Annotated in this window: 15 protein-coding genes and 3 pseudogenes; 7 read left to right on the top strand and 11 right to left on the bottom strand. The window is 60.4% G+C overall.

Features of this window, described 5'->3' with window-relative positions:
- Positions 1-3: 3 nt before the first annotated feature.
- Entirely contained in the window at positions 4-1,212 is a 1,209-nt protein-coding gene (locus M3P88_RS04845; RefSeq protein WP_249614922.1) for an acetyl-CoA C-acetyltransferase, read from the bottom strand.
- Positions 1,213-2,355: 1,143 nt separating this feature from the next.
- On the opposite strand from M3P88_RS04845, the gene M3P88_RS04850 reads away from it, so the two are divergent.
- From M3P88_RS04850 to M3P88_RS04860, 3 genes are all read left to right on the top strand, one after another.
- On the top strand, positions 2,356-3,729 hold the full coding sequence (locus tag M3P88_RS04850) for a DUF1329 domain-containing protein (RefSeq protein ID WP_249614923.1): 1,374 nt from the start codon (positions 2,356-2,358) through the stop codon (positions 3,727-3,729).
- A gap of 284 nt (positions 3,730-4,013) precedes the next feature.
- Positions 4,014-5,528, top strand: coding sequence for an arylsulfatase (locus tag M3P88_RS04855; protein ID WP_249614924.1), 1,515 nt, complete (start codon positions 4,014-4,016; stop codon positions 5,526-5,528).
- A gap of 4 nt (positions 5,529-5,532) precedes the next feature.
- Positions 5,533-6,801 carry an anaerobic sulfatase maturase gene (locus M3P88_RS04860; RefSeq protein WP_249614925.1) on the top strand — a complete coding sequence of 423 codons (1,269 nt, stop codon included), beginning with the start codon at positions 5,533-5,535 and terminating at the stop codon, positions 6,799-6,801.
- Between the two features lie 471 nt (positions 6,802-7,272).
- Here M3P88_RS04860 and M3P88_RS04865 read toward each other — a convergent pair whose 3' ends face one another.
- The gene (locus M3P88_RS04865; RefSeq protein WP_249614926.1) at positions 7,273-8,508 is read right to left on the bottom strand and encodes an acyl-CoA dehydrogenase family protein; all 1,236 of its coding nucleotides are present in this window, start codon (positions 8,506-8,508) and stop codon (positions 7,273-7,275) included.
- Positions 8,509-8,510: 2 nt separating this feature from the next.
- Positions 8,511-9,599 (bottom strand): acyl-CoA dehydrogenase family protein, encoded by a 1,089-nt coding sequence (locus tag M3P88_RS04870; protein WP_249614927.1) that lies wholly within the window; start codon positions 9,597-9,599, stop codon positions 8,511-8,513.
- Positions 9,600-10,427: 828 nt separating this feature from the next.
- Here M3P88_RS04870 and M3P88_RS04875 point away from each other — a divergent pair.
- On the top strand, positions 10,428-11,648 hold the full coding sequence (locus tag M3P88_RS04875) for a histidine-type phosphatase (RefSeq protein WP_249614928.1): 1,221 nt from the start codon (positions 10,428-10,430) through the stop codon (positions 11,646-11,648).
- A 67-nt stretch (positions 11,649-11,715) separates the two neighbouring features.
- Here the strand turns inward: M3P88_RS04875 and M3P88_RS04880 are convergent, their stop codons facing one another.
- The 5 genes and pseudogenes from M3P88_RS04880 to M3P88_RS16055 form a co-directional block, all read right to left on the bottom strand.
- A complete protein-coding gene (locus M3P88_RS04880) occupies positions 11,716-12,690 on the bottom strand; it encodes an L-threonylcarbamoyladenylate synthase (protein ID WP_249614929.1) in 975 nt (324 codons plus the stop codon).
- A 229-nt stretch (positions 12,691-12,919) separates the two neighbouring features.
- Positions 12,920-13,660 carry a GGDEF domain-containing protein gene (locus M3P88_RS04885; protein WP_249614930.1) on the bottom strand — a complete coding sequence of 247 codons (741 nt, stop codon included), beginning with the start codon at positions 13,658-13,660 and terminating at the stop codon, positions 12,920-12,922.
- A gap of 1 nt (position 13,661) precedes the next feature.
- Positions 13,662-14,168 (bottom strand): annotated as a pseudogene (gene istB, locus M3P88_RS04890) (IS21-like element helper ATPase IstB); the annotation flags it as partial.
- Positions 14,147-14,590: pseudogene (locus tag M3P88_RS04895) on the bottom strand (DDE-type integrase/transposase/recombinase); the annotation flags it as partial. The pseudogenes M3P88_RS04895 and istB, both read right to left, overlap by 22 nt.
- A gap of 86 nt (positions 14,591-14,676) precedes the next feature.
- Positions 14,677-14,778 (bottom strand): annotated as a pseudogene (locus M3P88_RS16055) (helix-turn-helix domain-containing protein); the annotation flags it as partial.
- Positions 14,779-15,613: 835 nt separating this feature from the next.
- On the opposite strand from M3P88_RS16055, the gene M3P88_RS04900 reads away from it, so the two are divergent.
- The 3 genes from M3P88_RS04900 to M3P88_RS04910 all read left to right on the top strand — a co-directional run bounded on the left by M3P88_RS04900 (position 15,614) and on the right by M3P88_RS04910 (position 21,497).
- A complete protein-coding gene (locus M3P88_RS04900; protein WP_249614932.1) occupies positions 15,614-17,335 on the top strand; it encodes a hypothetical protein in 1,722 nt (573 codons plus the stop codon).
- Positions 17,319-20,942, top strand: a complete 3,624-nt coding sequence (locus M3P88_RS04905) for an AAA family ATPase (protein WP_249614933.1) — start codon at positions 17,319-17,321, stop codon at positions 20,940-20,942. Before M3P88_RS04900 ends, M3P88_RS04905 begins: the two co-directional genes overlap by 17 nt.
- 108 nt (positions 20,943-21,050) lie before the next feature.
- The gene (locus M3P88_RS04910) at positions 21,051-21,497 is read left to right on the top strand and encodes a hypothetical protein (RefSeq protein WP_249614934.1); all 447 of its coding nucleotides are present in this window, start codon (positions 21,051-21,053) and stop codon (positions 21,495-21,497) included.
- A 261-nt stretch (positions 21,498-21,758) separates the two neighbouring features.
- Here the strand turns inward: M3P88_RS04910 and M3P88_RS04915 are convergent, their stop codons facing one another.
- From M3P88_RS04915 to M3P88_RS04925, 3 genes are all read right to left on the bottom strand, one after another.
- Positions 21,759-22,823 carry a ribonucleotide-diphosphate reductase subunit beta gene (locus M3P88_RS04915; protein WP_249614935.1) on the bottom strand — a complete coding sequence of 355 codons (1,065 nt, stop codon included), beginning with the start codon at positions 22,821-22,823 and terminating at the stop codon, positions 21,759-21,761.
- A gap of 13 nt (positions 22,824-22,836) precedes the next feature.
- Positions 22,837-23,412, bottom strand: a complete 576-nt coding sequence (locus tag M3P88_RS04920; protein WP_249614936.1) for a hypothetical protein — start codon at positions 23,410-23,412, stop codon at positions 22,837-22,839.
- A 139-nt stretch (positions 23,413-23,551) separates the two neighbouring features.
- Positions 23,552-26,362, bottom strand: coding sequence for a ribonucleoside-diphosphate reductase subunit alpha (locus tag M3P88_RS04925; protein WP_249614937.1), 2,811 nt, complete (start codon positions 26,360-26,362; stop codon positions 23,552-23,554).
- Positions 26,363-26,693 lie beyond the last annotated feature (331 nt).

Genomic DNA, 26,693 nt, shown 5'->3' on the forward strand with positions numbered 1-26,693 from the left:
GCCTCAGACGAGTTCGAGAATGGTGGCGGTGCCCATGCCGGCACCGACGCACAGGGTGGCAAGTCCGGTGGCCTGGCCGCGGCGCTCCATTTCGTCGAGCAGGGTGCCGAGGATCATCGCGCCGGTCGCACCCAGCGGGTGGCCCATCGCGATCGCGCCGCCGTTGACGTTGATCGAGGCGTGGTTCACGTTCATCGCCTCCATGAAGCGCAGCACCACGGCCGAGAACGCCTCGTTCAGCTCCCACAGGGCTATGTCGCGGGCGCTCATGCCGGCGTTTTTCAGCGCGCGCGCCGCAGCCGGCGCCGGGCCGGTCAGCATGATGGTCGGCTCCGAGCCGATGCTGGCGAAACTTTTGATGCGCGCGCGCGGGGTCAGCCCCAGCGCGCGGCCGGCTTCCAGCGTGCCGATCAGCATCGCGCAGGCGCCGTCGACGATGCCCGAGCTGTTGCCTGCGTGGTGCAGGTGGTGGATCTTCTCGACTTCCGGGTAGCGGGTCAGCGCGACCGTGTCGAAGCCCGCCTTGGCGCCCATCTCTGCGAACGAGGGCTTGAGCGCGGCGAGCGTCTCGACGCTGGTCTCTGGGCGGATCATCTCGTCCTTGTCGAGCAGCACGCGGCCCAGAAGGTCGGTGGCTGGCACCACCGAGCGCGCGAAGCGGCCCTCGCGCCAGGCGACGCTTGCGCGGCGGTGGCTCTCGGCCGCGTAAGCGTCGAGCATTTCGCGGCTGTAGCCGTACTTGCTGGCCAGCAGGTCAGCCGAGACGCCCTGCATCACGAAGCGCGTCGCGAAGGCGACCGCCGGGTCGATAGCCCAGCTGCCGCCGTCGGCGCCCATCGGCACCCGGCTCATGCTCTCGACGCCGCCGGCGACCACGAGGCCGGCCTGGCCGGCCATCACCTTGGCCGCGCCCTGGTTGACAGCCTCGAGGCCGGACGCGCAGTAACGGTTGACCTGCACGCCGGGGACGGACTCGTCGAAACCGGCGGCGAGCGCGGCGATGCGCGCGATATTGCCGCCCTGTTCGCCGACCGCGACCACGCAGCCCAGCGTCAGATCCTCGACGTGGCGGGTGTCCAGATCGTTGCGCCGGGCAAGCGCCGACAGGGCCTGCGCGGCCAGCGCGACCGGGGTGAGTTCGGCGAGCGCGCCGTCGGCCTTGCCCTTGCCGCGCGGCGTGCGCACATGGTCGAAGATGTAAGCGTCAGTCATCGATCTTCCTCATGAGGGGAGGGCGAAGCAGCCCGTCTGGCGGACATCGTTACCCAGATGACTGGCGCCGTTCATCGTCCGTATGGAGGTGGTAGCCCTGAGTTGGAACGGAGTGCAAGACATCATCTCGCCGGTACGGTCTCGTACATTTTATCGGTGCACTATTGCGGCTATTTTGTTGACATTCTTGCCGCCTTGCCGCCTTGCCGCCTACGCAAGCCATTTCTGCCGCGTCTGTCCGCTAAGCGGCCAGATCGCCGCGATGGGTGTTGCTGCTGGCAACCCTGATGCATCGCCCGCTTCACCGGCTAACCGGGCAAGCTCCTGCCCGAGCGCTAGAAGTGCCTCGCCACGGCGAGGCATATCGATTGCCGCGACCATATCGGCATTTTCCTTGAAACCGCATTCAACACAGCAAAACTGCGCTTGGGCCTGACGCTTGTCTTTTCAAGGCATGACCGCAGGCCGGGCATGTGCGGCTGCTGTGCTGTGGCGGCACCACAATCAGATATCGCCATCCCATCCCCGCTTGTACCTGATCGGGTTTGCAGCCTTGCGGATAGCAGAAGCTGTCGTTTTTCCATTTCCTTTTGAACTTTGGAAGTTGTTATGGCGCACTGAGCTTGCGTGTTGCGCGGTAGTTCGCCGTTGGGCATGCGTCCGTATTGGCAGGTTGGGCGTCGTTGTATGATAAAGCCATGCCTATTTGACGCATCACCGTGCAAGGTTATTTCAGATTAAACGAATGCCTACAGCGCACACGCTATCCATGCTGGCCGCAAATGACGAGGTTTTTGGCGTGCCGGATAAGTTTGAGTATTCGCTGCATGTAGTCTTTCCGGACGATGTAGCAGCTTTCGTTACTGATCAGATTGATATGCAAGGGGCGCCGTCAGCAGACTGTCCCGGAGCCGGAGTACGACAGGAGTGCGATGTGCATAGTGCAACACCAGGGTGGATGCCGGTGCTGTAAGTCTGCCTGTTGCTGCTGTCGCTGACGATGATCGGTAACCATTTTGTATGGCATCGCCTACGTCGGCTACACCTGCTCAGACTTGGTCAACCATTCGCTGGGAGATTGAGGCTATATGTCGGCTTAACGTACAGCGTCTAACCCTGACCTGAGAGTAAAGGAGATCCGTTATGCAACAACAAGCACTTCGTATCGCAGCCACTGGCGCATTCGTTTTATTTTCTGCGCATGCAATGGCTGCTATTTCTGCCTCCGAGGCTGCGCGCTTGGGTAAGGATTTGACCTGTGTTGGAGCCGAGAGGGCAGGTAACGCCGATGGATCAATCCCTGCTTTTTCCGGTAAATGGCTGGGGGCACAGGCGAACCCGGGCTGGAAAATGAATGCAGGTAGTCACGCGAGCGACGTCTATCCGAACGACAAACCATTATTCGTGATTACGGCTGCCAATATGGAGAAGTATGCTGACAAGCTCAACGAAGGGCAGAAAGCATTACTGAAAAAGTACCCGGACAGCTACAACATGCCGGTCTACCAGAGTCGACGTGATTTCCGTTATCCAGACTATGTGTGCGATACCGTACTGGAAAACGCCAAAACCGCCAAGGTGACCGATAACGGTATGGGTGTTGATGCGACTACCGGTGCGATCCCATTCCCGATTCCGAAAAATGGCATTGAGGCGCTCTGGAACATGCTGTTGCCACATCGCCCGTATACCGTTCAGACGGTACGCGATAACGCGACGGTTACTGGCAACGGTATTGTCTGGGGGCGACTGAAGTCGGTAGGTCTGACGCCGGCGTATGATCCGAAGGTGCGCAGCAAAACCAGCGACGGCGTTTTCTCGTACTACATGACGAGCACCTTGCTACCCGAGCGGGAGAAAGGTGGCGTGACCGTATCGCACGAACCGTATAATTTTGCCAAGAATTACCGCCTGGCGTGGCGTTACGATCCAGGCACGCGCCGCGTGCGTCAGGTTCCGGGTTTTGGTTTTGACCAGCCGGTAGCTGCAGTCAGTGGCAGCATGGTGATCGATGAGGATCGCCTATTTAATGGATCCCCCGAACGTTACGACTGGAAACTAGCTGGTAAGCGCGAGATATACATTCCGTACAACGCCTATCGTGTGGCCAGCCCCAAGCTCAAGTACAAGGACTTACTCACGCAGAAACATCCGAATCCGGAGCCGATGCGCTACGAGCTGCACCGGGTGTGGGTGCTTGAGGGTAAGCTCAAGCCAGGCATGCGCCACCTGTACCCGAAGCGCGTGATATTCCTTGATGAGGATAGCTGGCACGGTGTGTACTCAGACCAGTACGACGGTCAAGGTAAGCTGTGGCGTGCAGCGATTGCACACCACTACTACTCGCCAGACTTCAGCGGCCAGTTTAACTCGACGACGTTCTACCATGACCTCAACTCGGGCTCCTACGTTGCATACGGGATGCTCAACGAGCAGTCGAAGTCCGACGTGCTCAACGCCGGCGGGCTCAACCCCGAGGACTTTACTGCGGACTCTGCGCGCCGCGTCGGGAAGTAATCACTGACAGGGTAGGCCCGGTTTCACTGGGCCTACTGATCCGGCCAAATGAAATATGGATTCTCTGCAGCGTATTTGACGCAATGATCTTGGCGGACGCTTTGGGCCGTTCAGGTGGTCCTTTGCGTTTGGCTACATGATTCATGGCGGCAATTTACTTTGGTCTTGATGCTGCATGAGAGACCTGATGGTCTGAGCCCAGCTTCACCTCGTTTGAGTAAAGCCGCACATTTGCAATGCCAAGCATGGCAAAACTTACCCTTGAGCATTCCGGAGTCCACACCATGCCGCCCAGCCTTAAGCCGTTTGCTGCGATAGTCGCGGCCGCCTTCACCTGCGCCGCCCCCGTCTACGCTGCACCGGCGGCGCGCCCGAACATTCTGGTGATCATGGCCGACGACGTCGGCGTCACCAATATCGGCGCCTACAGCCATGGCATGATGGTGCCGACCCCGAACATCGACCGCCTCGCCCGCGAGGGCATGCTGTTCACCGACCACTACGCCGAACCCTCGAGCACGCCGGGCCGTGCGGCCTTTCTGACCGGCCAGTTGCCGATCCGCACCGGGCTGACCACGGTCGGGCTGCCCGGCAGCAAGCTGGGGCTGGACGCACGCGACCCGACGCTGGCCGAGGTCTTGAAGGAACAGGGCTACCGCACCGGCCAGTTCGGCAAGAACCACCTGGGCGACCGCAACGAACACCTGCCGACCGTGCACGGCTTCGACGAGTTCTACGGTAACCTCTACCACCTCAATACCGAAGAGGAGCCGTTCCGCCCGGACTGGCCGCAGGATCCGGGCTTTGACGCACGCTACAAGCCGCGCGGCGTACTCGACTGCAAGGCGACGGCCAGCGATGACACCACCGAAGACGGCCGCTTCGGCAAGGTCGGCAAGCAGGCCTGCCGCGACACCGGCGCGCTCTCGCCCAAACGGATGGAGACGGTTGACGACGAATTCGAGGCGCGCGCCGTCAACTTCATGCAGCGCGCCGTCAAGGCGGACACGCCGTTCTTCGTCTGGCACAACCCGACGCGCATGCACATCTACACCCACCTGCGCGACGAGCACAAGGCGCTGGCCAAGCCCTATTCGTCGGAGATGGACATCTACGGCAGCGGGCTGATCGAGCTGGATCGCTCGGTCGGGCGCATGTTGAAGAAGCTCGACGACATGGGTGCCGCCGACAACACCATCGTGATCTTCACCTCGGACAACGGGCCGATGTCGCAGTGGTGGCCGGACGGCGGCACCAGCCCGTTCCGCGGCGAGAAGGCGACTACCTGGGAAGGCGGCGTGCGCGTGCCGATGCTGGTGCGCTGGCCGGCGAAGATCAAGGCCGGCAGTGTCAGCAACGGCATCCAGGACAATACCGACCTCTTCACCACCCTGGCCTCCGCCGCCGGCCGCCCGCAGGTCGCGTCCGAGCTGAAGGCGAAGGACAAAGTGTATATCGACGGCGTCGACAACCTCGCGCACTGGCAGGGGAAGGCACCTTCGGCGCGCAACTTCCACCTCTACTACAACGAGCGCGAGCTCTCTGCGGTACGCATCGGCAACTGGAAGAGCCACCTGAAGACCCGCGAGGGCTTCTTCGACGAGAACAAGCCGGCGGCGCTGATCTTCAACCTTCGCATGGACCCGTACGAGCGTCAGAGTGGCTGGAAGTCGCAGGAAATCGCGATGAAGCTGGGCATGGCGTGGGGCGGCCAGATCCGCGACGTGGTCGGCGCGCACCGCGCCTCGCTCGCCCAGTTCCCGCCGCGCCAGGCCGGCGGTTCGCTGCGTGTGGAGTAAGCCCGTGCCGCCGACCCTCCAACCGCAGGCGGCCGTGCGCCGCCGCTTCCACGTGATGGTCAAACCGGCCGGCGCCCTGTGCAACCTCGATTGCAGCTACTGCTTCTACCTGCACAAGGAAACCCTGCTTGGCCAGCCCAAACAGCCGCGCATCAGCGACGAGCTGCTCGAGGAACATATCCGCCAGTATATCGAGGCGCAGGACGGCGAGCGGGTGGTGTTCTCCTGGCAGGGCGGCGAGCCGACCGTGCTGGGCCTGCCGTTTTTCGAGAAGGTCGTCGCACTGCAGGCGAAGTACCGCCGCGCCGGCCAGGCCATCGATAACGACCTGCAGACCAACGGCGTGCTCTTGACCGAAGAATGGGCCGCTTTTCTGGCCCAGCACGGCTTCATGGTCGGTTTGTCGGTCGACGGCCCGGCGCACCTGCACGACAAGCACCGCCCGAGCAAGGGCGGCAAGGGCTCGCACGCGGGGGCACTCGCCGCCGCGCGCCTGCTGCAAAAGCACGGTGTTCCGTTTGCCGCGCTGGCGGTGGTCAACCGCGACAGCGCGCGCGAGCCGCTCGCCGTCTACCGCCATCTGGTCGACGAGCTGGGCGCATGGCGCGTGCAGTTTACCCCCTGCGTCGAAGCGAAAAATTTCCGCGAACAGGCGCCTTGCCTGTGGCCGAAGGACGCGCGCGCCGAAGTCGGTTCACCGCGCGCGCACCCCGGCCACCCGCTGTCGGTGGTCACCGAATGGTCGGTCGACCCGGACGACTGGGGTCGCTTCCTGGTCGCGGTATGGGACGAATGGTTCGCCCGGGACCTGGGCCGCGTGCACGTCAACCTGTTCGAGACCGCCGTCGCGCAAAGCATGGGGCTGCCGGCGCAGACCTGCACCCAGTCCGAGTTCTGCGGCAAGGCGCTCGCGCTCGAGCACGACGGCTCGCTCTACGCCTGCGACCACTTCGTCTACCCCGAATTCAGGCTGGGCAATATCCGCACGCTGGATGAGGGCCGCGCCGCCTTCTCTGCGCGCCAGCAGGCGTTCGGCTTCGCCAAACGCGACACCCTGCCTTCCGACTGCCGGCGCTGCCCGCACCTCACACTGTGCTGGGGCGAGTGCCCGAAAAACCGCCTGCTGACCACCCGGGGCGGCGAGTCCGGCCTTAACTACCTGTGCCGCGGCTGGCAGGCGTTCTATACACATATCGAACCGGGGCTTGCCGTTATCGGCGCGCAGCTTGGTAAAATGCCTCAGCACACCCGCATGATGGAAACGCCGCCATGAAGGTTCTTGCGCTGCCGGTTTTAGCGGTCCGGCGAGCCTGAACAGCGGATCTGAGACCCCGGGCAGCGGGGCGTGCGGCGAGAGGTGAGTCACCCGTCGTCCGGCCGCGCTCAGATAAATGGCGTGTTGCAGCCGGATCTTCTCTAGTTTCGACAAAGTTCGTTGCAAAGCGGCAATCGGGGCATCGCAAACCTATGCAGGAGTGGAGTAGGGGCTTTTGCAGATTTGTCCCCGATTACGCTGCGTGTAGGTGAGGGACTTCATACTCTCGCGGCCAAAGCGTTGAACAGGTGTGCGGATCATATGTCAACAGCTCTTAGAGCCTGTTCACGATCTGCTGTGCATCGACGATACGGCGTTAAAAACAGCTTCGAAATGCTCATATACCATCTGTACATTCCGCTTTCTCAGCCGTTTTCGCCTTGTCTCGCCCTTGCTCGCGAGATCGTGAACACGCTCTTAGCCACGGGATTAGCTTAGCTCGCGAAACGGTATTCCCTTATCCGTGCGCGGCTCGCCGGGCAGACCCAGCACGCGCTCGCCAACACTGTTCTTGACGATTTCATCAGTGCCTCCGGCAATACGCATGCCGGCTGCGCCGAACCACAGATCTTCAACATTGCTCCAGCTGTCGCCCAGCAGCTCGGACGTCACCATTGACTGCTGACCTTTAAGGTCAAACGCGAGATAGGCGAAGTCCTGCAGGGTGCGCGCACCGACAATTTTAGCGACAGACAGCTCGGGGCCCGGCGCCTCTCCACGTCCAAGTGCAGTTAGCGCACGCGCCTGCATCAGCCATAACCCTTGTGTGTTCATATAGAGTTCGGCCAGCCGCTCGCGCATGCGACCGTCCTCGATCGCCGGCGCGCCGTCAAAGCCCGGTGCTTCGCGCATCAGTGCGAGGCCCCGCTGCCATAGCCCAGGCGGGATTACTCCGCCAATCGACAGACGCTCGCTCATCAGCGCCGTCATCGTCACCTTCCAGCCTGCGCAAACCTCACCGATCCTTTGCGTATCCGGCACGAATACTTCGTTGAGGAAAACCTCGTTGAATTCGGCCTCGCCGCTGGCCTGGCGGATCGGCCGCACTTCGACGCCGGCAGCATGCATGTCGACGTAAAAGCAGGTCAACCCGTCAAACTTGGGCTTGTCCGGGTCGGTGCGCGCCAGCACCATGCCGAAGTCCGCGAACTGCGCGTAGGTGGTCCATACTTTCTGCCCTTTGAGTAGCCAACCGTCGCGCCCGTCGGTGCAACGCTCGGCACGCGTGCGTACCATGCCCAGGTCGGAGCCGGCATCCGGTTCGGACAACAACTGACACCACAATTCGCGCCCGTACAGCGCAGGCTCGACAAAGCGCGCCCGTTGCGCATCGCTGCCGTGCGCGGCGAGCGCCGGGATGACCATGCCCAGACTGACCGCAAACGCGTTGCGCGGCACCAGGAACTGCCCCTCTTCCTCGCGGTAGATCATCTCCTGCATCGGCGTGCCGCCTAATCCACCGAGCGCCTTATCCCATGTGATCGCCCCGAAACCCGCGTGCGCCTTGCACGCCTGCCACGCGCGTGATGCCTCAACCATCTCGGCCTGCCCCAGACCGCGTCCGTACAACTCGTCTACGCGCTGCTTACGCTCGGCATTTGCCTCCAGCCACGCGCGGCACTTGGCGCGGAACGCCGCCTCTGGTGTGGAATCCTTGAAGTCCATGCTCACTCTCCCGCTGTTTGTTCAAGCGAACGCACCAGCGCCTCGCTCCACAGATGCCGCCCGCCTAACAGCACTGCGCTTGCGCGCGCATGCTTATAAAACAGCTGGCAATCCATATCCCAGGTGTACCCCATGCCGCCGTGGGTCTGGATGTTTTCCTGTGCGGCGTAGCTCAGCGCATCGGTCGCCGCGATGCGCGCGGCAGCGGCAGCGCACCCCAGTTCAGGAGCATCGGCGGCAAGTGCCCAAGCGGCGTAGTAGCAGTGCACACGTGCCATTTCGTTCAGCGTGTACACATCGGCAAGCTTGTGCTTGATGCCCTGGTACGCGCCGATCGGGCGGCCGAATGCCCGACGCTCGCGCGCGTAAGCCACCGCCATCGCCAACGCGCCATCGGCGGCACCTAGCTGCTCGAACGCGCTAAATACTGCCGCACGCTCGCGTACGCCGAGCAGAACCCGCCCTGCATCGCAGGACAGGCGCGTTGCGGCCGTGCCATAAAAATCAAGCCGCGAGCAAGGCAGTACGGCGTCGTGTACCGGCAGCGCCGTTCGGGAGACGCTGGCGTCCAGGTCGCACACGACCAGACATTCCCCGCCGTGCGCATCACGCGCGAGCACGACAGCGAACGTCGCCGTGTGACCATCCAACACCAAAGAACTACAACCTGTCAGCCGCTGCCCGTCAAAACACGGCAACTCGCCTGTCTGACCATCCAGCGGCGCTGCGAAGGTTGACGCCTCTCCTGCCGCGATGCGCGGCAGCCATAATTGTTGTGCCGCTTCGTCTGCGCTGATCAGCAGCGCTTGAGCCGAGAGTCCAAGCGTCGCCAGCCACGGCAAAGGCGCGAGCACGCGGCCAGCTTCTTCAGCAAGCAAACATAATTCGAGCGCACCCAGACCATGACCACCACAATTTTCAGGAAGCATCATCGTGCTGGCTCCCATTTCGCCCAGTGCCCGCCAAGCAGCCTGCCCCGCACCCGCATCGTCAATTGCCATGCGTACAAGCGATCGTGTCACTTCCTTGCTCATGAAACGGCGCAATGCCTCACGCAACTGCTTTTGTTCGTCTGAAAAATCGAAGTTCATTTTCCCTCCTTTGCTTGCCGCGCTCAGGGATGCTCGGCTAGTTTGCCCCACTCATCGGCTACCTTCTTGGCTGCGACCAATACCAATCTCGGCAGGCTAGTCATCTGCATGGCATCCCCACTGAAGATGCAATCAATTTTTGCGAAAGAACGGGTGAACGTGTAAGGAGTATGCAGGCTTGCGCTACTTGGTCATGGCCGGATAGCCACCAACGTCACCGGGATGCAGCCCTGCATCAGTAGTGATGGCATCCATCATCGCGTCACGCTCGGCCAAATACCCCGACCTCACCTTGAGGAGGGCGTGCTGCAGTGGTGCTGACTGCATGTGGGGGCGGGTAGGAGTCGAAGAGCGCACTGTTCATTCCTGTTAGGTTTGCCTGCATGATCTTCCGCCCGCACGCCCGCCGCCTCATCGTCCGACAGGACTAAGTGGCTGGTTTGTCGGGCGCTTACGTTAAACGGGATGTCGCGTAATGTCTGCAGCTCTTGGTGAATGCGGAGGCGCTGCTGTGCATGGATGGGGTCGTGGTTGATCGCACATTGGCGCGCAGGCAAGGCCGCACTCCCCAAATCGTGCAAGCCAAGCCAGACTTTCGTGTACGAGGGTCTGCCATATGCGGAGTGCGAATAGCTAGCGCCGACACCCAGAAAGACTGGATGTACGTTTTCACGGCGCAGCAGGCAAATGTCTGCTCAACTAGAGGTGGCGGCATATGCCGAAATAGTTAATGTCGACAGCGCCAGCCCGTGCACAGCCTGCCGGAGCCGTGAGGCTACGGTGAGCAAGGCGCAATGGGGGACGAGCATTTGGCAAGGAGAGATGGCGATGCGGGGATGGCAACAAGGGTTTCTGGTGTGCGTGTGCGTGCTTGGCGCGTGGCCGGTATACGCCAAAGCGGACGAGGTGCCGCTGGCTTTGGTGGTGCTTTCGCGGCACGGGGTGCGGGCGCCGACCCAGCATGCGGACACGCTGGCGCAGTGGAGCGCACGGTCGTGGCCTGCATGGACGGTGGGGCGGGGCGAACTCTCCGCGCGCGGCGCGGCGCTGGCCGAGCCTATGGGGCGTGCCTATGGCGCGCGACTTGGGCTGGCCGGCTGCCCGGCAGCGGCAGAAATTTCGCTGTATGCGGATGTGGACGAGCGTACGCGCGCCACCGCCGCCGCGATCGCACGCGGGCTGTCTGCCGCCTGCCCGCCGCGAGTGGCGTCGGCCAGTGGCAAGCTTGATGCGCTGTTTCACCCGGTGAAGGCCGGCGTGTGCGCGATGGATCGCGCGCAGGCGACGGAGGCGATGCTTAAGACGGCCGGCGGCGATCTGGCGCATTATGCCAACAGGCAGGCGGCGTCGCTGGCGCTTATCCAGCAGGCGCTGGGGCCGACGCCCGATGTGCTGTGCGCGCGGGAAGGCGCGCAGGCTCCGTGCACGCTGACGCAGCTGCCAACGCGCATCGTGCCGCGCAGCGAGGACGGTCACGCCAATATCGCGCTGGGCGGTGGCCTTGCGCTGGCATCGGACGCAGCCGAAGTGCTGATGCTGGATGCCGTCGAGCGCCCAAGCCAGGACAAGGTCGGTGCGCCCGCGCTCTCGCGCATGCTGGACGCGCATGTGGCCGCCTTCGGCCTGACGCAATGGACGCCTTACCTTGCGCAAAGGCGCGGCTCGGCGCTGCTTGCCCGGCTATCTGCCGAGCTTGCGCGCGCGGGGATGCCCGGTGCGCCGCGCCTGAGCGTGCTGGTTGGCCACGACACCAACCTGGCCAACGTCGGCGCCTTGCTCGGCGCACGCTGGCAGGTTGCCGACTGGCCGGCGCGCGCGACGCCGCCGGCCGGTGCGCTGGTGTTTGCCGTGTACCGGGGTGAGGGTGGTGCGCGTACCGTACGGGTCGAGTATTGGGCACAGCCCTTGTCCGGCCTGCTTGCCGGCGGCAGCGATATCGCGCCCGAGCGTGCGCGCGTGGCGCTTAATGCCTGCCCGGATGGCCGTTGTTCGCTGGATGCGCTACTGGGCTCAATGCGACCGATGGCCGATGCTGCCTGCGTGCCTTAGCGCGCAGTTTTCTACACAGCAAAGCCGGCCCAAGCGCCGGCTTTGCTGTTGGCAAAGTTGCTGCGGCCTACGCCGTGTATTGCGCGAAGCTCACGCTGGCGCGGCCCAGACGGTCGCGCACGGCGGCCCATTCGGGCGTGGCCGGCGGCATTTCGACCAGAATCAGCGCGCAGCCACTTTGGTCCGCCTCATGCAGCGTTGCGTACAGTGCCTGCGCATAGTCGGCCGGATGGGGCGGTAGCACGCGCTGCCAGCCGGCTACGGCCTGGGTGTGGCCGAAAGCGAGCAGCGCGGTGCGGGCCCAGTCCCAGCCGGCGGGCAGCATGGCCAGTTCGCCGGCCTCCAGCCGGTAGCAGCGGCGGCGTGGCGCATAGTGGGCGGCCAGCGCGCCCGGTACGCGCGGAGCGTTGGCCGGTGCGTGCTCGGCGAGAGTGAGCCAGGGAGCGAGTGCGTCTGCGGAAATCTGTCCGGGGCGCAGGATGGCCGGGGTGGGGCTGGAGAGGTCGACAATGGTCGACTCGATGCCGATGCGGCACGGGCCGCCGTCAAGTACCGCAGGAATACGGCCTGCCATATGCTCGAGGATATGGGGCGCCGAAGTGGGGCTGATGCGGCCAAACGGGTTGGCGGAAGGGGCAACCAGCGCTTCGTCCAGCTCGTCGAGCACCGCCTGCAGCAGCGGGTGGTCGGCCCAGCGCACGGCGACCGTGGCTTGAGCGCCGTTGACCAGCGGCGAAACATGCTCCGCTGCCGGCAGCACCATCGTCAGCGGGCCGGGCCAGAAAGCGTCGGCCAGTTGCCACGCAATGTCGGGAACCTGCGCGGCCCAGTGCGCAAGATGGCTTTTGGACGGCAGGTGGACGATCAGGGGATGGTCGGCCGGCCGACCCTTGGCCGCGAAGACTTTGGCAACCGCTTCAGGCTTGCTCGCCAGCGCGGCGAGCCCGTAGACGGTTTCGGTCGGAATGGCGACCAGCTCGCTGGCGCGCAATAGGGCGACAGCCTGTTCAATGTCGGCGCGGGTGTCTGTCAGGTGAAGCATGCTGCGGTTTTCCGTGTCTTGGGAGGGCGGCGCGTATTGTGCCATGACGAAAGATTTTTGGCGGCACAGGTTTCGCACTGCGCGCGGGCGAAAAGCGGGGCGGTGCGGCAGGAAAACATTGTCTCGAACGGTAGCGGGCCGGGCGCGGGCAGATGAAAGAAGGGGAGGAAGCCGTCGCCAGGCTGTTTTGCCGCACGGCCAGCAGCCTGCGTCGGGGCGGCATGAGCGCTTAAACCGCCCCCGCTTCGACCCGGTGCCGGCCGTGCTGTTTGGCGCGGTATAGCGCCGCATCGGCCTGTTCAATCAGCATGGCGGGCGTATTGTCCGGCCCCGGCGTCAGGCTGGCCACGCCCACGCTGGCGGTCAGAAAACCAAGCGGGCTGCCGGCATGCGGCAGCGCCAGCGCGTCAAGATCGGCCAGAAAATCGCGGCAGATGGCTTGTGCCTGCTCAAGCTTGCAGCCGGGCAGCAGCAGTGCGAACTCCTCGCCGCCATAGCGGGCGGCCAGCTCCCCGCTGCGACGGGCGTGTGCGGCCAGCTGCCGTGCCAGTGCCTGCAGCGCCTGGTCGCCGGCGAGGTGGCCGTAGCTGTCGTTGTAATGCTTGAAGTAGTCAACGTCGACCATCGCCAGCGTCAAGGGTTGCGCATGGCGACCCGCGCGCTGCCACTCTTCGGTCAGCCGGGTATCGAATAGCCGCCGGTTGGCAATATGGGTTAGCCCGTCGGTCTCGCTTAGCGCCGCGAGCTTGCGGTTAGCCTCTTCCAGTTCGGCGGTGCGCGCGGCCACTTCCGACTCGAGCAGGTGATTGCGTTCGGCCAGGCTTTGCAGCGGGTACACCTCGTCACCGGCGATGCCGACTTGGTAAGGCCGCGAGATACCGCTGTGGGCGACTTTCCATGCGCCGTCTTCGCAGCGGAAGATCAGCGTCGAATTTTGACCACCCAACAGCGTCCAATTTTGACTAGGCAAATCAGCCCTCCCGCTTGCGTTGTTTAAAGCGATAGGAATCGTTGCCGGTCTCCAGAATGTCGCAGTGGTGTGTGACCCGATCCAGCAGTGCCATCGTCATCTTGGCATCACCAAACACGCTAACCCACTCACCAAAGCTCAGGTTGGTGTTGATGATCAGCGAGGTCTTCTCGTAGAGCTGGCTGATCAGATGGAACAGCAGGGCACCGCCCGATGCAGGAAACGGCAGATAGCCCAATTCGTCCAAAATGACAGCATCAATCTGCTGCAACTGCTTGGCCAACTGCCCGGCACGGCCAGCTTGTTTTTCCCTCTCTAACAGATTCACCAGATCGACCGCGTTATAGAAACGTACCCGTTTGCCCTGGTGGATAGCGGCGACGCCCAGAGCGGTCGCCAGATGGGTTTTACCCGTCCCAGTGCCGCCGACCAGAATCAGGTTATAGCTGCTGTCGAGGTAGCTGCCGCTGGCCAGTTGCCGGATGCGCGCTTCTTGCAGTGGCGTTCCTTGCCGGTAAATACCGTCTCGACCACGGTCTTGAGATTGTCGTAGAGCATCTTCTGCGGCACGCCGCCGAAGAAGGCAAAGGCCTGTGCATGGGCATCCAGCACCATTTCCTGAGTTTCACGCGGATAGGCCACGGCAAACATCTGCCGACTGCAGGCCAAACGGAAGTGTGCCAGCTTGATGGACTGCGAGACCCCACCCAGTACCACATGCTCGTAACTCCAGTCGAACTGGCCAACCTCGCCCGGCGCAAACGACAGCGGCACAAAGGCCTGCGTGACCGTTGTCGTTGTACGGTTCGCTTTCCAGGTCTTGGTAAAGCGCTGGATGCTGTCGTAAGCGCCGCGATAGCCCTCGGTCTGTACAGGCGGCGGGCGGTACGGCGCTGCACCTTGGGAAGCGCGCGGTCGTGCTCCAGCCATTCGGTCAGTCGCGCCTGGAAAGCACCGAGTCGGGGTTGGGGTTGTTTCTGGCGTAGGTAGGCAGGTGAATCCTTGGCCTTGATGTATTTCTTGACGGTATTGCGGGAGAGGTTGAGCGAGCGGGCAATCGCACTGATGCTCTCGCCACCAACCAGATGGCGGCGGCGGATCTTGCCGATGGTTTCCATGCAAAGCACTCCAGGTTGATCTCCGCCCAAAGGGCGGAGTGTGGCACACCCGGGGTGGTCAAAATTCAACGCTGTTTACCCCGGGAACCTGGTCACTTTTGCACGCTGTTTAACACATAGCCAAGCCACTCCGCCAGCTCGACCTGTCGGACGCCGTAACTTGTGCGCAACTGGTGTAGATACTTGGAGAAGGGGCTCATGTTGACCGGTGGCTAAGGTGAATATCACCGGTAAGAGTAGTTTTTCATAAATGATTTGTCAAAAATAAGCACATGTTTTTAAATGGCTTATTTATATTATTTTGCTGCAAAAAATTTGGGAGCCATATCAGGCTTTACTTGATTTCCAACGTCAGAAGCACGTTGGGGTGGACAATGCTTTCCGTCATGTACGTGTGCTAAAATTAATGCTTTTGGCCTGAGGTGGAGTTCGTTGAGAATCGATTTGGGGTAGTCGTGGGTAACTGACGAGCCCTCAGGGCTATGCATACTCACGGCCTGGGCTTCTTGCACACACGCAGCTCAACGTGAGTGCCGTGGTTGCTGCTCTTACGAGATGATTGCTTCCTGGCTCTTCAGCCTTGCGCTTGCTGGCAAACTGCTCGGCATGGAATTTACACCTGCTACGACAGCAGGTGGTGAGCTGAAATGTCCGTTTAGAAATTCACCTTCCTGCCCCGCATGCGAGTAAGTACTCATCGTTGGGGCTGAGGGCGGTTTAATTATGGTATGTGCCAGAACTTACATAAGAGAGAGACGGGGAGGGGCTATTGGTCCGGGTTATAGAGATTGACCTAGATGAACTTGGCGTGCAGTTGCCGCGCGCGGAAGTTGGTATGGTCATTGCACAGCCGTTTGTGGATTTCACCGATCGGGAACCGTTCACCCTCAAGCCAGAACTGAGAGATGCTGCGATGGCCGGTATCGACGCCACGCTAGGTGTAGCTCTAGAGCGGGTACATGGTGCTGAGAAAACTCACTTCACCATTTTTCCTGAATGCACGATACCTGGCCTGATGGGCTTCGACCGCATCGCGGCGGCAATGGCTGACGATGGATGGCCGACAGGCACAATTGTCATTGGCGGCCTCGAAGGCCTTACGCGCGCACAGTTTGTCGAACTCAGTCGGCGACCGAACACCACGTACGACACCGAGGGCAGCTCGCTAGATCATATTCGCGAGGACCAGTGGGTCAACTGTTGCGTGACTTGGGCAAAGCTCGATTCTGGAGAAGTTCGCTCCTGGATACAGATCAAGGTTCAGCCGGCGTTCGTAGAGCTGCGAACGGAATATCAGTCTATGTTCCAAGGGCAGTCCATTTTCTTGTTCAAGGGCAAGTATGAAGGTGTGAATGCGCCATACCGGTTTGCTACCCTCATTTGCTTTGATTGGATTGGGGTCCGGGACCAACGCCGCGTTTGGGAGTGGCTTCTGCACGCCATTGAGCAGCTTGCAGAGTTTAAGGAGGCACAGCTGCCACTTAATTGGCTGTTCGTTGCGCAATGCAATCCGGGGCCGTCGCACACATCCTTCATGGGTCAGGTTCAGCCGTTTTTCAATCAGGTAGAGTTCCCCAGTGTTCTTCGAGAGGGCGCCTGCTTAGTCATGGCGAACGTAGCTGGGAATGTTGCGCCGGGGGTGGCAAAGGAATACGGTCAGACAGCACTCATCTTCGCGGCCAATAAGTTCATGAAGCCGGAGAATCAGCCAACGTACTGCGCAGGTGGAGAATTCCAGCGACCCGGCAACCAGCTGGAGAACTTGACAGATACGGTGTTCCGAGAGCGCGGAGCCTGTATTCACTCGTTCCGTCAGCGGAATCCTTCCTGCCTGCCACCGGGCGCGGCAGGCAGGGAGTTTGCGCTTGCCAATGCCACCGTGCATCCATTTCCAGGGGCCGAGGACCCTCGGACTCCGTCTGGGCATGTTCCTGCTGTCGTGAAATGGGTGAATGATGAACTCGACGACTCCGAAAAATCGTTAGAGTCCAAGTACCCGCAATGGCCGCTGGCCGGCACCGCTAGCGATGCACATCAAAGGTCGGTGAACGCTCTTCGCCGGCTGAACCCGGAGGCTCAAACCAAGACGGTCTTGGTGGCAACTCCAAGGACAAGTAGTGTTCCAGACGCATGGAGGAACCCACAGTCTGATGGGGTTAAGCATGTACTGCATACCTTTTCAATCCTCGGAGCGGCGGGGTATCAGACGACGTTCCATGGGAACGGTGCGCAGGCAACCATCCTGAAGGGGGGCGAAAGTGTTGAGGTCGTTGCGGTGATTGGCCCGAGTCACGAGGAGTGCGATAAGCACGTGATGGACCAACTGCCAGATCATCGTGGGCAACTGCTTGTGATCAGTCGCGACGAAGACAATACGTCATGGGATCCGCGGATGCGGACTCTGTTCGACCAAGCCGCTGAGCCGAGCAAGGAATTCAATTTCACGGAGCCTACCAGTGCAGTCATTCGGGTGAGCTACCAAGACGTTCTCAATGCATACCGAGACGCCGCCAACGAAGCGGCACTGAGGGAGTCAATCGATGCAGCAATATTCTGAGGCTCTCAGCCTTCCTTCAGAGCTACGCGACACGCTGACGCAACTCATGGTCGGGGCGACCTTCACAGAGGAGACTCTTCGCGATGATTGCTTGCCGCTGCTCTTGATGATGCGCGGCCATGCCGTCACAGCATTTGCCATTGGCAACGGGACCGACTACGAGCGGCAGTACGAGGCATTTAAGAAACATTATCTTAAACGAAGCTCAGAGTGGTCGGCGAAGGATGTATCGTTCGTCTACTGTATTCCGGCGAACATCACCGTTCACGAGTCCTTCCGCTCAAGCATCGAAGTCGACGTGTATTTCTGCAGAAAGTATGTCGTTCAGCTTGACCAAGACTTGGTCACCAGCCTTGCTAGGCTACCCTTCCTACCGCTGTCGCCAATTACGCCTGGTGTACAGACACGACCTCCGTCCGCCCAGACGTTGCTTCAGCAGCGCAAATTGAAGGCGGAACTGGCCAGTGCCCTCGTTGTACCCGCAAAGAGCAGCCCGAGAACGATTCTTGACGCGTGTCTCGAGGGAGACTACGGCGATCCTAGCAAGTTCGACGGGGTGCTCGCAAAGGCATCTGTGGAGCCCCCTGCCGAAGAGCGAGTGCAGGCCACGCTCAAGTCAATTTCCATTCAGAACTTCCGGGCCTATCGAACAATGAAGACGTTCGAGCTCGGATCAGCCATCACCGTTCTCTACGGTCCCAACGGATTTGGCAAAACGTCGTTCTTCGATGCCATAGACTTTGCTGTCACCGGCGGTGTCGGCCGGCTTGCTAAGGCTAGTGGAGGCTTGGCAAGGGCCGCGAAGCATCTGGACAGTGGTGATGACGAGTCGACCGTGGTGACCCTCACACTGGAGCGTGATGGCCAGCCACACGTCATCACCCGTAACTTGGTGGATCACAACAACGCTCAGGTAGATGGACAGGTCACCTCGAGGAAAGATGTTCTGAGCCTTCTGACTGGAGGGGCCTCCGCAACGGCTGACCGCGTGGACAACATGGTAGCTCTATTCCGAGCCACCCATTTGTTCAGCCAGGACAGCCAAGAGCTTACCCGAGACGTCGCCGAAAAGTGCGAACTTCCTGCGGACATCGTTTCACGGATGCTCGCATTCGAAGACTATGTGAGCGGCTTGAAGAAGGCCGAGGAAGTTCTGAAGCTCGCGCGCCAGACCCTCGCGGACGCGCGTATGCAAGCTCAAAACGCTCGCAGTTCCATCGACGCGGAAAGGGAGGATTTGAAACGCCTTGAGGGTCTTGCCTCCGTGGACACGTCAACCGAGGCGCTCGATGCTCGGTTCACCGAGTTGGAGCAAGCAATTTCGACCTCAGGGTTCAACGTATCAGGCATCAGTCCTCGCGACACGAGAGCTCTTCGTGCAGTGCTGGAATCGTTCGCGGCTGAAGCGGTGAGATTGCGAGCGACGGTGTCCAAAGCCCTTGAGCAGGTCGCGAACTTGAAGACGCAGCATGGGCAACTTGAGTCGATGCGCACTCAGCTCGAGGAACGTAAGGTCCTGGTTGAACAAGCCGAGGTTAGCTCCAATGCGGCGTCGGAGCGCCTCGGTGCGCTTACGAGTGAACTTGCTCAGTTCAAGACGCAGGAACAAGCATTGAAGAACCGACGGGATTGGTGGGCGTGGGCTGTCTCGGTTCAGCCGGAATATGCACGGCTGATTGCGCAGAGTCAGGCGCTCACGGAAGGTTTGGCTACGCTCACGCTGCGCCTCAACCAGCAGAAGGAGACCCAGTCCAAAGCGCTGAATACACAGCAGGACGCGGCAGTGACGCTTCAGCGCCTTGAGGCTGCCTTGAAGACCGCGGGGGACTCAAGGTCGCGTGCACAGTGGGTCAAAGAACAGGCGGGCCTCTGGGTACTGGCTGAGCCCAGATTGATAGCCGTACAAGCACTTGAGGCCAAATTGCAGGGCTCATCCGAGACGAAGAGTGCGCGGCTGGCCGAGGCGCAGCAGGTAGTGCTGGCGCAGGAACTTCTGGTTGCTCGAGTAGAGCGTGAGCTCAGTTCAGCCAGGAGCAACGAAACAACTCTGAAGCAGCTGATTGCCGAACTACGCACTCACGTGGATGGCGCGACATGCTTGCTATGTGGTCACGACCATGGGACCCACGGCGCGCTATTGGCTGCAATCGACCGACGGATGGAGCAAGGTGACCTTATTGTCCAACTTAATGAGACGCTGGCTACCGAACGGGGAAAGCTTCAGACGCTGCTTGCTGCGCGACAGGCTCTAATCGACGAACTGAGCCAGGACGAGCAACAGCTGGGGCAAGCCAAGGTTGAACGTGAGAGCCTCGAACAGCAGAGGATGGCCTATGAAATGGCACTGAGATCTGCTGGACTTTCTCTATCAAACGATACGGCTAAACAGCTCGAACAGATTAGCTCACAGACGCATGAAGCGGAGATGCTCGCTGCAAGCGCCGTTAACGATGCGCGGCAACTGCTGGAAGCCGCAAATACTGCACTTGGCACTGCTCAGGATGGCTGCCAAACCTTGGAGCGGGAACACCAAACATCGACGACCGCGCTAAAGGCGGTGAAGCGCCTGCTGGATGAGGTTCTTGCCGACGCTAATCGTGGGATGGTCAATCTGGGTGCCGATCTGCAATCGTTGTCCGAGGCGTTACAAGACGCTGATGCGCGACTAGTCCAGGCAAGTTCATCCGCTCACACTGCAAGCACCGCGGTGGAGGACCAAAAAGCAGTTAACGCAGCAGCGAAGGCAACCCTCGCCGCCGCGCGAACCAACCACCAGCAGGCAGTTCAGGCATTGAACACCTGCCAGACCAATGTACAGTCTTTAGCCGCAGCACTGAAAGCTGCCGGGCTTGACAGTAATGTTTCTCATGAGCAGTTGCACCAACGAATACAAGCGGCGACCACACGTGAAGTGACAGCGCTCGGTTTGCGTGACCGCGTCGCCGAACTTGAAGTGGCCGTGGATACGGCAGCGACTTCCGCCGCCTTCCAGAGCATATTCGACCGAATCTTGGTCGCAGAAAAGCTGGTGGAACAGGCTGACGAGCGCGCTCAGAAGGTCGAGCCTTGGGTAGCGTACTTCGAGGATGTTACGAAATTATTGGGCAGTCAGCAGGCCGTCGCGACCGAGCATTTCATTACTGAGTACGGACCTAGGACTGCGGTGATTCAGCAGCGGCTGCGACCCGTCTACGGATTCGGCGAAGTTGAAGTGTCGAGCAAGGGCTCGGCCATCAGTATTCGAGTACACCGAAAGGGCAAGGAGCTGCGGCCTACCGACTACTTCAGTCAATCTCAGGTGCAGACGCTCGTCCTAGGGTTGTTCTTGACCGCCTGCAGCTCCCAGACTTGGTCTGGGTTCTCGTCCATCATGATGGACGACCCTGTGACGCACTTCGATGACTTGAACACGTATGCGCTTCTGGATCTGATACTGGGGCTCCAGAGCTCGCAGGAAGGTGAGCGGCAGTTTGTCATCTCCACATGCGACGAGAAGTTACTGCAGTTGGCTCGACAGAAGTTCAGGCACATGGGTGCCGCAGCAAAGTTCTATAGATTCTCGGCTATCGGGGCCGAAGGGCCGATGGTGAATGAGATTCCTGCCTGAAGGAGTACCCCCCGAGAGGAGTGATCCTCTCGCCGGCATCGACGCGACGCTACCGCGTTGTATGCAATTTGACAAACCGAAATCTGAAACTCTAATAGGAGATTTTTTTTGAGCACTACTGCAACTATTTTTGGTATGGCGGTCGATCTTGATAGCTGGGTTAAATGGGCAACCATTGCTGTTCCTGCTATTGCAATTCCTACCGCTTTCATTGCATTTTTTCAGGTTAAAATTTCGCGTGCCGAATCGAGAATCGCCACTGCGCACAATATATATAATGCATATTTGCAATTGGCTATGCAAAACCCGGATCTTGCATCTGCGGATAGTAATGCCATTGCCAGCTCGCCAATGAAATACAAATGGTTTTTAGCCTCAATGTTATTTTCGTTTGAGCAAATATTGTTAGTTACAAAAAATCAAAACGACTGGGTGATTGCCATTAAGAGTCAGTTAAAAAAACACAAAAATCATCTATCCGTTTCTGGTTCCGTTGCCCGCGGTGACTGGAAGCCAGAGCTTGCGCGACTTATTAAGGAAACAGTAAAAGGATAGGTTTGAAAAGTAAATCGGTTGGCTTTTAGTCGCCCTTTTATTTTTCTATCTACCCAATGGAAGAAGGACTGTCTGTCACAAAAGAAAGATTGTGTGTCTGTTACTGGTGTCATCAGATGAAATGCCGCACGGCATGGTGCCAACGGCGAATGAAAAAGCCCGCATGCGCGGGCTTTCTTGTGTGGTCTTATATGTCGTCGAGTGCAAGCTTATCTGTCGTTCTCGCAAGCTTATGTGTCGCTCGACGGACGGTGGATCAAATCAATCCCAGCTCAACGCCCCGCCAGTCTGATATTCCGTCACCCGCGTCTCGAAGAAATTCTTTTCCTTCTTCAAGTCAATCATCTCGCTCATCCACGGGAACGGGTTGGTCACGCCGGGGAAGAGCGGCTCCAGCCCGATTTGCTGCATGCGGCGGTTGGCGATAAAGCGCAGGTATTCCTTGAACATGGCGGCATTCAGCCCCAGCACGCCGCGCGGCATGGTGTCTTCGGCGTAGGCATATTCCAGCTCGACGGCGCGCTGGAATAGCGCATTCAGTTCGGCCTTGAACGGCTCGGTCCAAAGCGCCGGGTTTTCCAGTTTGATCTGGTTAATCATGTCGATGCCGAAATTGCAGTGCATCGATTCGTCGCGCAGGATGTACTGGTACTGTTCGGCGGCGCCGGTCATTTTGTTTTGCCGGCCCAGCGCCAGGATTTGCACGAAACCGACGTAGAAAAACAGCCCCTCCATAATACAGGCAAATACGATCAGGCTGCGCAGCAGGCGCTGGTCATTTTCCAGGGTGCCGGTTTTAAAGGCCGGGTCGCACAGGGTGTCGATAAACGGGATGAGGAATTCGTCCTTGTCACGGATGGAGGCGATCTCGTGATAGGCGCCGAATACTTCGCCTTCGTCCAGACCGAGCGATTCGACGATGTACTGGTAGGCGTGGGTGTGGATCGCTTCGTCGAAGGCCTGGCGCAGCAGGAACTGGCGGCATTCGGGCGAGGTGATCTGGCGGTAGGTGCCCAGCACGATATTGTTGGCGGCCAGGCTGTCGGCGGTGGTGAAGAAGCCGAGGTTGCGCTTGACGATGCGCATTTCGTCTTCGCTCAGCTGGCCGGTTTTCCATTGCTCGATGTCGCGCTGCATGTTCACTTCCTGCGGCATCCAGTGGTTGGCGCATTGCGCCAGGTATTTGTCCCACGCCCATTTGTGGGCGAACGGCACCAGTTGGTTGACGTCGGTGGTGCCGTTGATCACGCGTTTGTCGCTGGCGCTGACGCGCTTGGAAGGGGTTGCGGTAGCGGCAGGGGCGATCGGGTCTTCAAAGCTGAGCATGGTTCTCTCTTTATTAATTGGCAGGGATGGTCGCGGCCTTGAATGGCGCGATGACGACCGTGTTGAGGTTGTTGACCTTCCACACGTTTTTCATGTGGGCAAAGTCGCGTTGTTGTGCGTCACGGATTTCGGCCGTGGGCAGGTAGTCCATTTCCAGCAGCACTTCACCCAGATAGACGGCTTTGCCGGCTTCGACGCTAAACGGCAGGTTTAGCGGGAAGCTGCGGATCTGGATGCCGCCGTCGCCAAAACGGCCGAGGCCGGAAGGCCAGTAGCCATAGGCAGTATTCAGCTGGTAGCGGCCGGGCGGCAGGGTGAGCAGCTCCAGTTTGCCGGCGGCCATATTGCCGTTTTCACCAAAGATGGTATTGGTGCCCATATTGGCGTAGACGCGGCCTTGCAAGGCGCTGTCCAGACTGTTCCAGCTCACGCTGGCCGACGAGCGGTCGGGCTCGCTGGATTTGCCGACCAGTGAAAAGATGGCGTAGCCGTCGCCGGGTGGCGGGGTGAGGCTGCCTTGCAGTTTGTCGGCCATGGTGCTGCAGGCGCTCAGCAAGCCGGCAGTGCTTAAGATCAACAGGGTGCGCATGGTGTGCTCCTTCGTTTTCGAGGGTGCCTTGCGGCATGCTTTGTTTTAGCTGTCCCTGTATGGCACTGCCGGCCGCGCGGGTGGAGGGCGGGGTGGTGGTTATGCCTGCTACCCACCCTGCGCCCAGTGCGCCACGCTGTTACTGGCAAGCCTCGCAGTCAGGGTTGTCGATGCTGCAAAACTGGGCATCGGTTGCCGGAGCCTGCGGTGCTGCAGCGACGGCGTTGAGCTCGCCGCCACGGCCGGTCGACTTCTCGGCACTGGTGGCCGCCAGGGTGCGCAGGTAGTAGGTGGTTTTCAGGCCCTTGACCCATGCGTGCTTGTACAGCTCGTCCAGCTTCTTGCCCGAGGCGCCGGCCATATAGATGTTGAGGCTCTGTGCCTGGTCTATCCATTTCTGGCGGCGGCTGGCCGCTTCGACCAGCCACAGCGGGTCGATTTCGAAGGCGGTGGCGTAGATGGCTTTGAGCTCGGCCGATACCCGGTCGATGCGGCCCAGGCTGCCGTCGAAGTATTTCAGGTCGGCCACCATCACTTCATCCCACAGGCCGGCGGCTTTCAGGTCGCGCACCAGATATTCATTGGTGACGGTGAATTCGCCCGACAGGTTCGATTTCACGAACAGGTTCTGGTAGGTCGGCTCGATGCACGGCGACACGCCAATGATGTTGGAGATGGTCGCGGTCGGCGCGATCGCCAGACAGTTGGAGTTGCGCATGCCGTACTGCTTGATGCGGGCGCGTAGCGGTGCCCAGTCCAGACGCTCGCTGCGGTCCACATCCAGATAGCCGCCGCGCTCGGCCGCCAGCAGGTTAAGGCTGTCTTGCGGCAAAATGCCGCGCTCCCACAAGCTGCCCTTGTAGCTTGGGTAGCGGCCACGCTCTTCGGCCAGCTCAGTCGAGGCCCAGTAGGTGTGGTAGGCCACCAGCTCCATCGAGCTGTCGGCAAACTCGACAGCCTGTTGGCTGGCGTAAGGCACGCGCATCTGCAGCAGGCAGTCCTGGAAGCCCATGATGCCCAAGCCGACCGGACGGTGTTTGAGGTTGGAATTGCGCGCCTTTTGCACCGGGTAGAAGTTGATATCGATGACGTTGTCCAGCATGCGCAGTGCCACGCGGATGGTGGCCTGCAGCTTGGCGCTATCGAGCTGGCCGTCGCGCATATGGGCGGCGAGGTTGACCGAGCCCAGATTGCACACGGCGATTTCGTCGGCGCTGGTGTTCAGCGTGATTTCGGTGCACAGATTGGACGAGTGCACCACGCCCATATGCTGCTGCGGGCTGCGGATATTGCACGGGTCTTTGAAGGTGATCCATGGGTGACCGGTTTCAAACAGCATGGTCAGCATCTTGCGCCACAGGCTCAGGGCGGGCAGCGTCTTGTAAACGCGCAGTTTTCCGGCGCGGCCCAAGGCTTCGTATTCGGCAAAGCGCCTGGCAAAGGCGGCGCCGGTCAAATCGTGCAGATCCGGCACTTCGGACGGGCTGAACAAGCTCCATTCGCCGCCTTCCATCACCCGCTGCATAAAGAGGTCGGGAATCCAGTTGGCCGAGTTCATGTCGTGGGTGCGGCGGCGGTCGTCGCCGGTGTTCTTGCGCAGCTCGAGGAATTCTTCGATATCGGCGTGCCAGGTCTCCAGATAGGCGCATACCGCGCCCTTGCGCTTGCCGCCCTGATTGACCGCGACCGCGCTGTCGTTGACCACTTTCAAAAACGGCACCACGCCCTGGCTTTTGCCATTGGTGCCCTTGATGTGGCTGCCCAGTGCGCGCACCGGGGTCCAGTCATTGCCCAGCCCGCCGGCAAACTTGGACAGCAAGGCATTGTCCTTGATGCCTTCGTAGATGCCTTCCAGATCGTCGGCAATGGTCGACAGGTAGCAGCTGGAGAGCTGGCTGCGGCGCGTGCCGGCGTTAAACAGGGTGGGGGTCGAGCTCATGAAGTCGAAGCTGGACAGCAGGTGGTAGAACTCGATGGCGCGCGCTTCGCGCTCCACTTCATTCAGGGCAAGGCCCATGGCGACGCGCATAAAGAAGGCTTGCGGCAGCTCGATGCGCACATCGTTGTGGTGCAGGAAGTAGCGGTCAGCCAGCGTTTGCAGGCCCAGATAGCCGAACTTGAGGTCGCGCTCGGGCTGCAGCGCAGCGGCCAGGCGTGCGAGGTCGAACTGGGCCAGGCGCTCGTCCAGCAGTTCGGCGGCGATGCCGCGCCGGATAAAGGCGGGGAAATAGAGCGGGTAGGTTTCCCCCATGGCTTCCTGTGCCACGCTCTCGCCCAGAATCTCCAGACGCAGATGGTCAAGCAAGAGGCGGGCGGTGACATAGTCGTAGGCCGGATCGCGCTCGATCATGGCGCGCGCAGCCAGTACCGCCGATTTGTTGACCTCTTCTTCGGAGACGCCGTCGTAGATGTTCTTCAGCGTTTCCGCCAGCAGGGCATCCACATCGATGCCGGCCAGACCCTGGCTGGCAGACAGCAAGGTGGCGCGCAGGCGCGCGATATCCAGCGGCAGCTTGCGGCCGTCTTTTTTGACCACATGAATGGCGATCTGGTGCAGGGCTTCGCCGCGCGCGGCACGCTCGCGGGCGCGCTCATGGCGGTAGAGCACATAGGCGCTGGCTACATCGTGTTCGCCAAAGCGCATCAGCGCCAGTTCGACCTGATCCTGAATGTCTTCGATATGGATGGCGCCGCCCTCGGGCTTGCGCCGCATCAGCGCCGACACGGCGGTGGCGGTCAGCTCGGCGACCTTGTCGCGTATGCTGGCCGAGCTTGCGCCTTTCTGGCCGATCACAGCCAGAAAGGCCTTGGTCACGGCAATGGAGATTTTGACCGGCTCGAACGCGACCACCGCGCCATTGCGGCGTATGGTTTTGTACTGGCTGTAATCGGCCTGCGGCGCGGCGGCGCGCCCCAGTTCGGCGGCGGTTTGTCCGTCAAAAGTCTTCATTTTTGATTTTTATCCTGTTTTATCTGCGTTTGCTGATATTTGCGTGCTGTGTGCGGGCGGTTTGGCACTCGCCGCACTACTTGGGTGTGTTGCGTGGATTAATACTATATGTGCCGTTTTGTGGCTGGTATTGCGCAAATGGTAGTGGCTAAGCCGTGGCTTCGCAAGTCTTGACAAAGTGCGTAAATGGCGCGATCCGCGCCAGATATGGCTTGCGGCAAAATAAAAAATTTATGCCCTATTGTTGGCATGGGCATTCTGTGCGGCGCCATCCCTTTAAATACAAGGATGCGGAGATTTTCATCTGCTGTGCCACTAGATGTAGTAGTTT

Source organism: Craterilacuibacter sp. RT1T (genome assembly GCF_023502145.1).
Classification (GTDB): domain Bacteria; phylum Pseudomonadota; class Gammaproteobacteria; order Burkholderiales; family Chromobacteriaceae; genus Craterilacuibacter.

What these genes read in the sequence shown, in the direction of transcription:
- M3P88_RS04920 (WP_249614936.1), bottom strand. Translation starts at nt 23,412, where the DNA reads ATGCGCACCCTGTTGATCTTAAGCACTGCCGGCTTGCTGAGCGCCTGC.
- M3P88_RS04855 (WP_249614924.1), top strand. Translation starts at nt 4,014, where the DNA reads ATGCCGCCCAGCCTTAAGCCGTTTGCTGCGATAGTCGCGGCCGCCTTC.
- M3P88_RS04880 (WP_249614929.1), bottom strand. Translation starts at nt 12,690, where the DNA reads ATGCTTCACCTGACAGACACCCGCGCCGACATTGAACAGGCTGTCGCC.
- M3P88_RS04875 (WP_249614928.1), top strand. Translation starts at nt 10,428, where the DNA reads ATGCGGGGATGGCAACAAGGGTTTCTGGTGTGCGTGTGCGTGCTTGGC.
- M3P88_RS04865 (WP_249614926.1), bottom strand. Translation starts at nt 8,508, where the DNA reads ATGGACTTCAAGGATTCCACACCAGAGGCGGCGTTCCGCGCCAAGTGC.
- M3P88_RS04915 (WP_249614935.1), bottom strand. Translation starts at nt 22,823, where the DNA reads ATGCTCAGCTTTGAAGACCCGATCGCCCCTGCCGCTACCGCAACCCCT.
- M3P88_RS04870 (WP_249614927.1), bottom strand. Translation starts at nt 9,599, where the DNA reads ATGAACTTCGATTTTTCAGACGAACAAAAGCAGTTGCGTGAGGCATTG.
- M3P88_RS04905 (WP_249614933.1), top strand. Translation starts at nt 17,319, where the DNA reads ATGCAGCAATATTCTGAGGCTCTCAGCCTTCCTTCAGAGCTACGCGAC.
- M3P88_RS04845 (WP_249614922.1), bottom strand. Translation starts at nt 1,212, where the DNA reads ATGACTGACGCTTACATCTTCGACCATGTGCGCACGCCGCGCGGCAAG.
- M3P88_RS04900 (WP_249614932.1), top strand. Translation starts at nt 15,614, where the DNA reads ATGGTCATTGCACAGCCGTTTGTGGATTTCACCGATCGGGAACCGTTC.
- M3P88_RS04850 (WP_249614923.1), top strand. Translation starts at nt 2,356, where the DNA reads ATGCAACAACAAGCACTTCGTATCGCAGCCACTGGCGCATTCGTTTTA.
- M3P88_RS04925 (WP_249614937.1), bottom strand. Translation starts at nt 26,362, where the DNA reads ATGAAGACTTTTGACGGACAAACCGCCGCCGAACTGGGGCGCGCCGCC.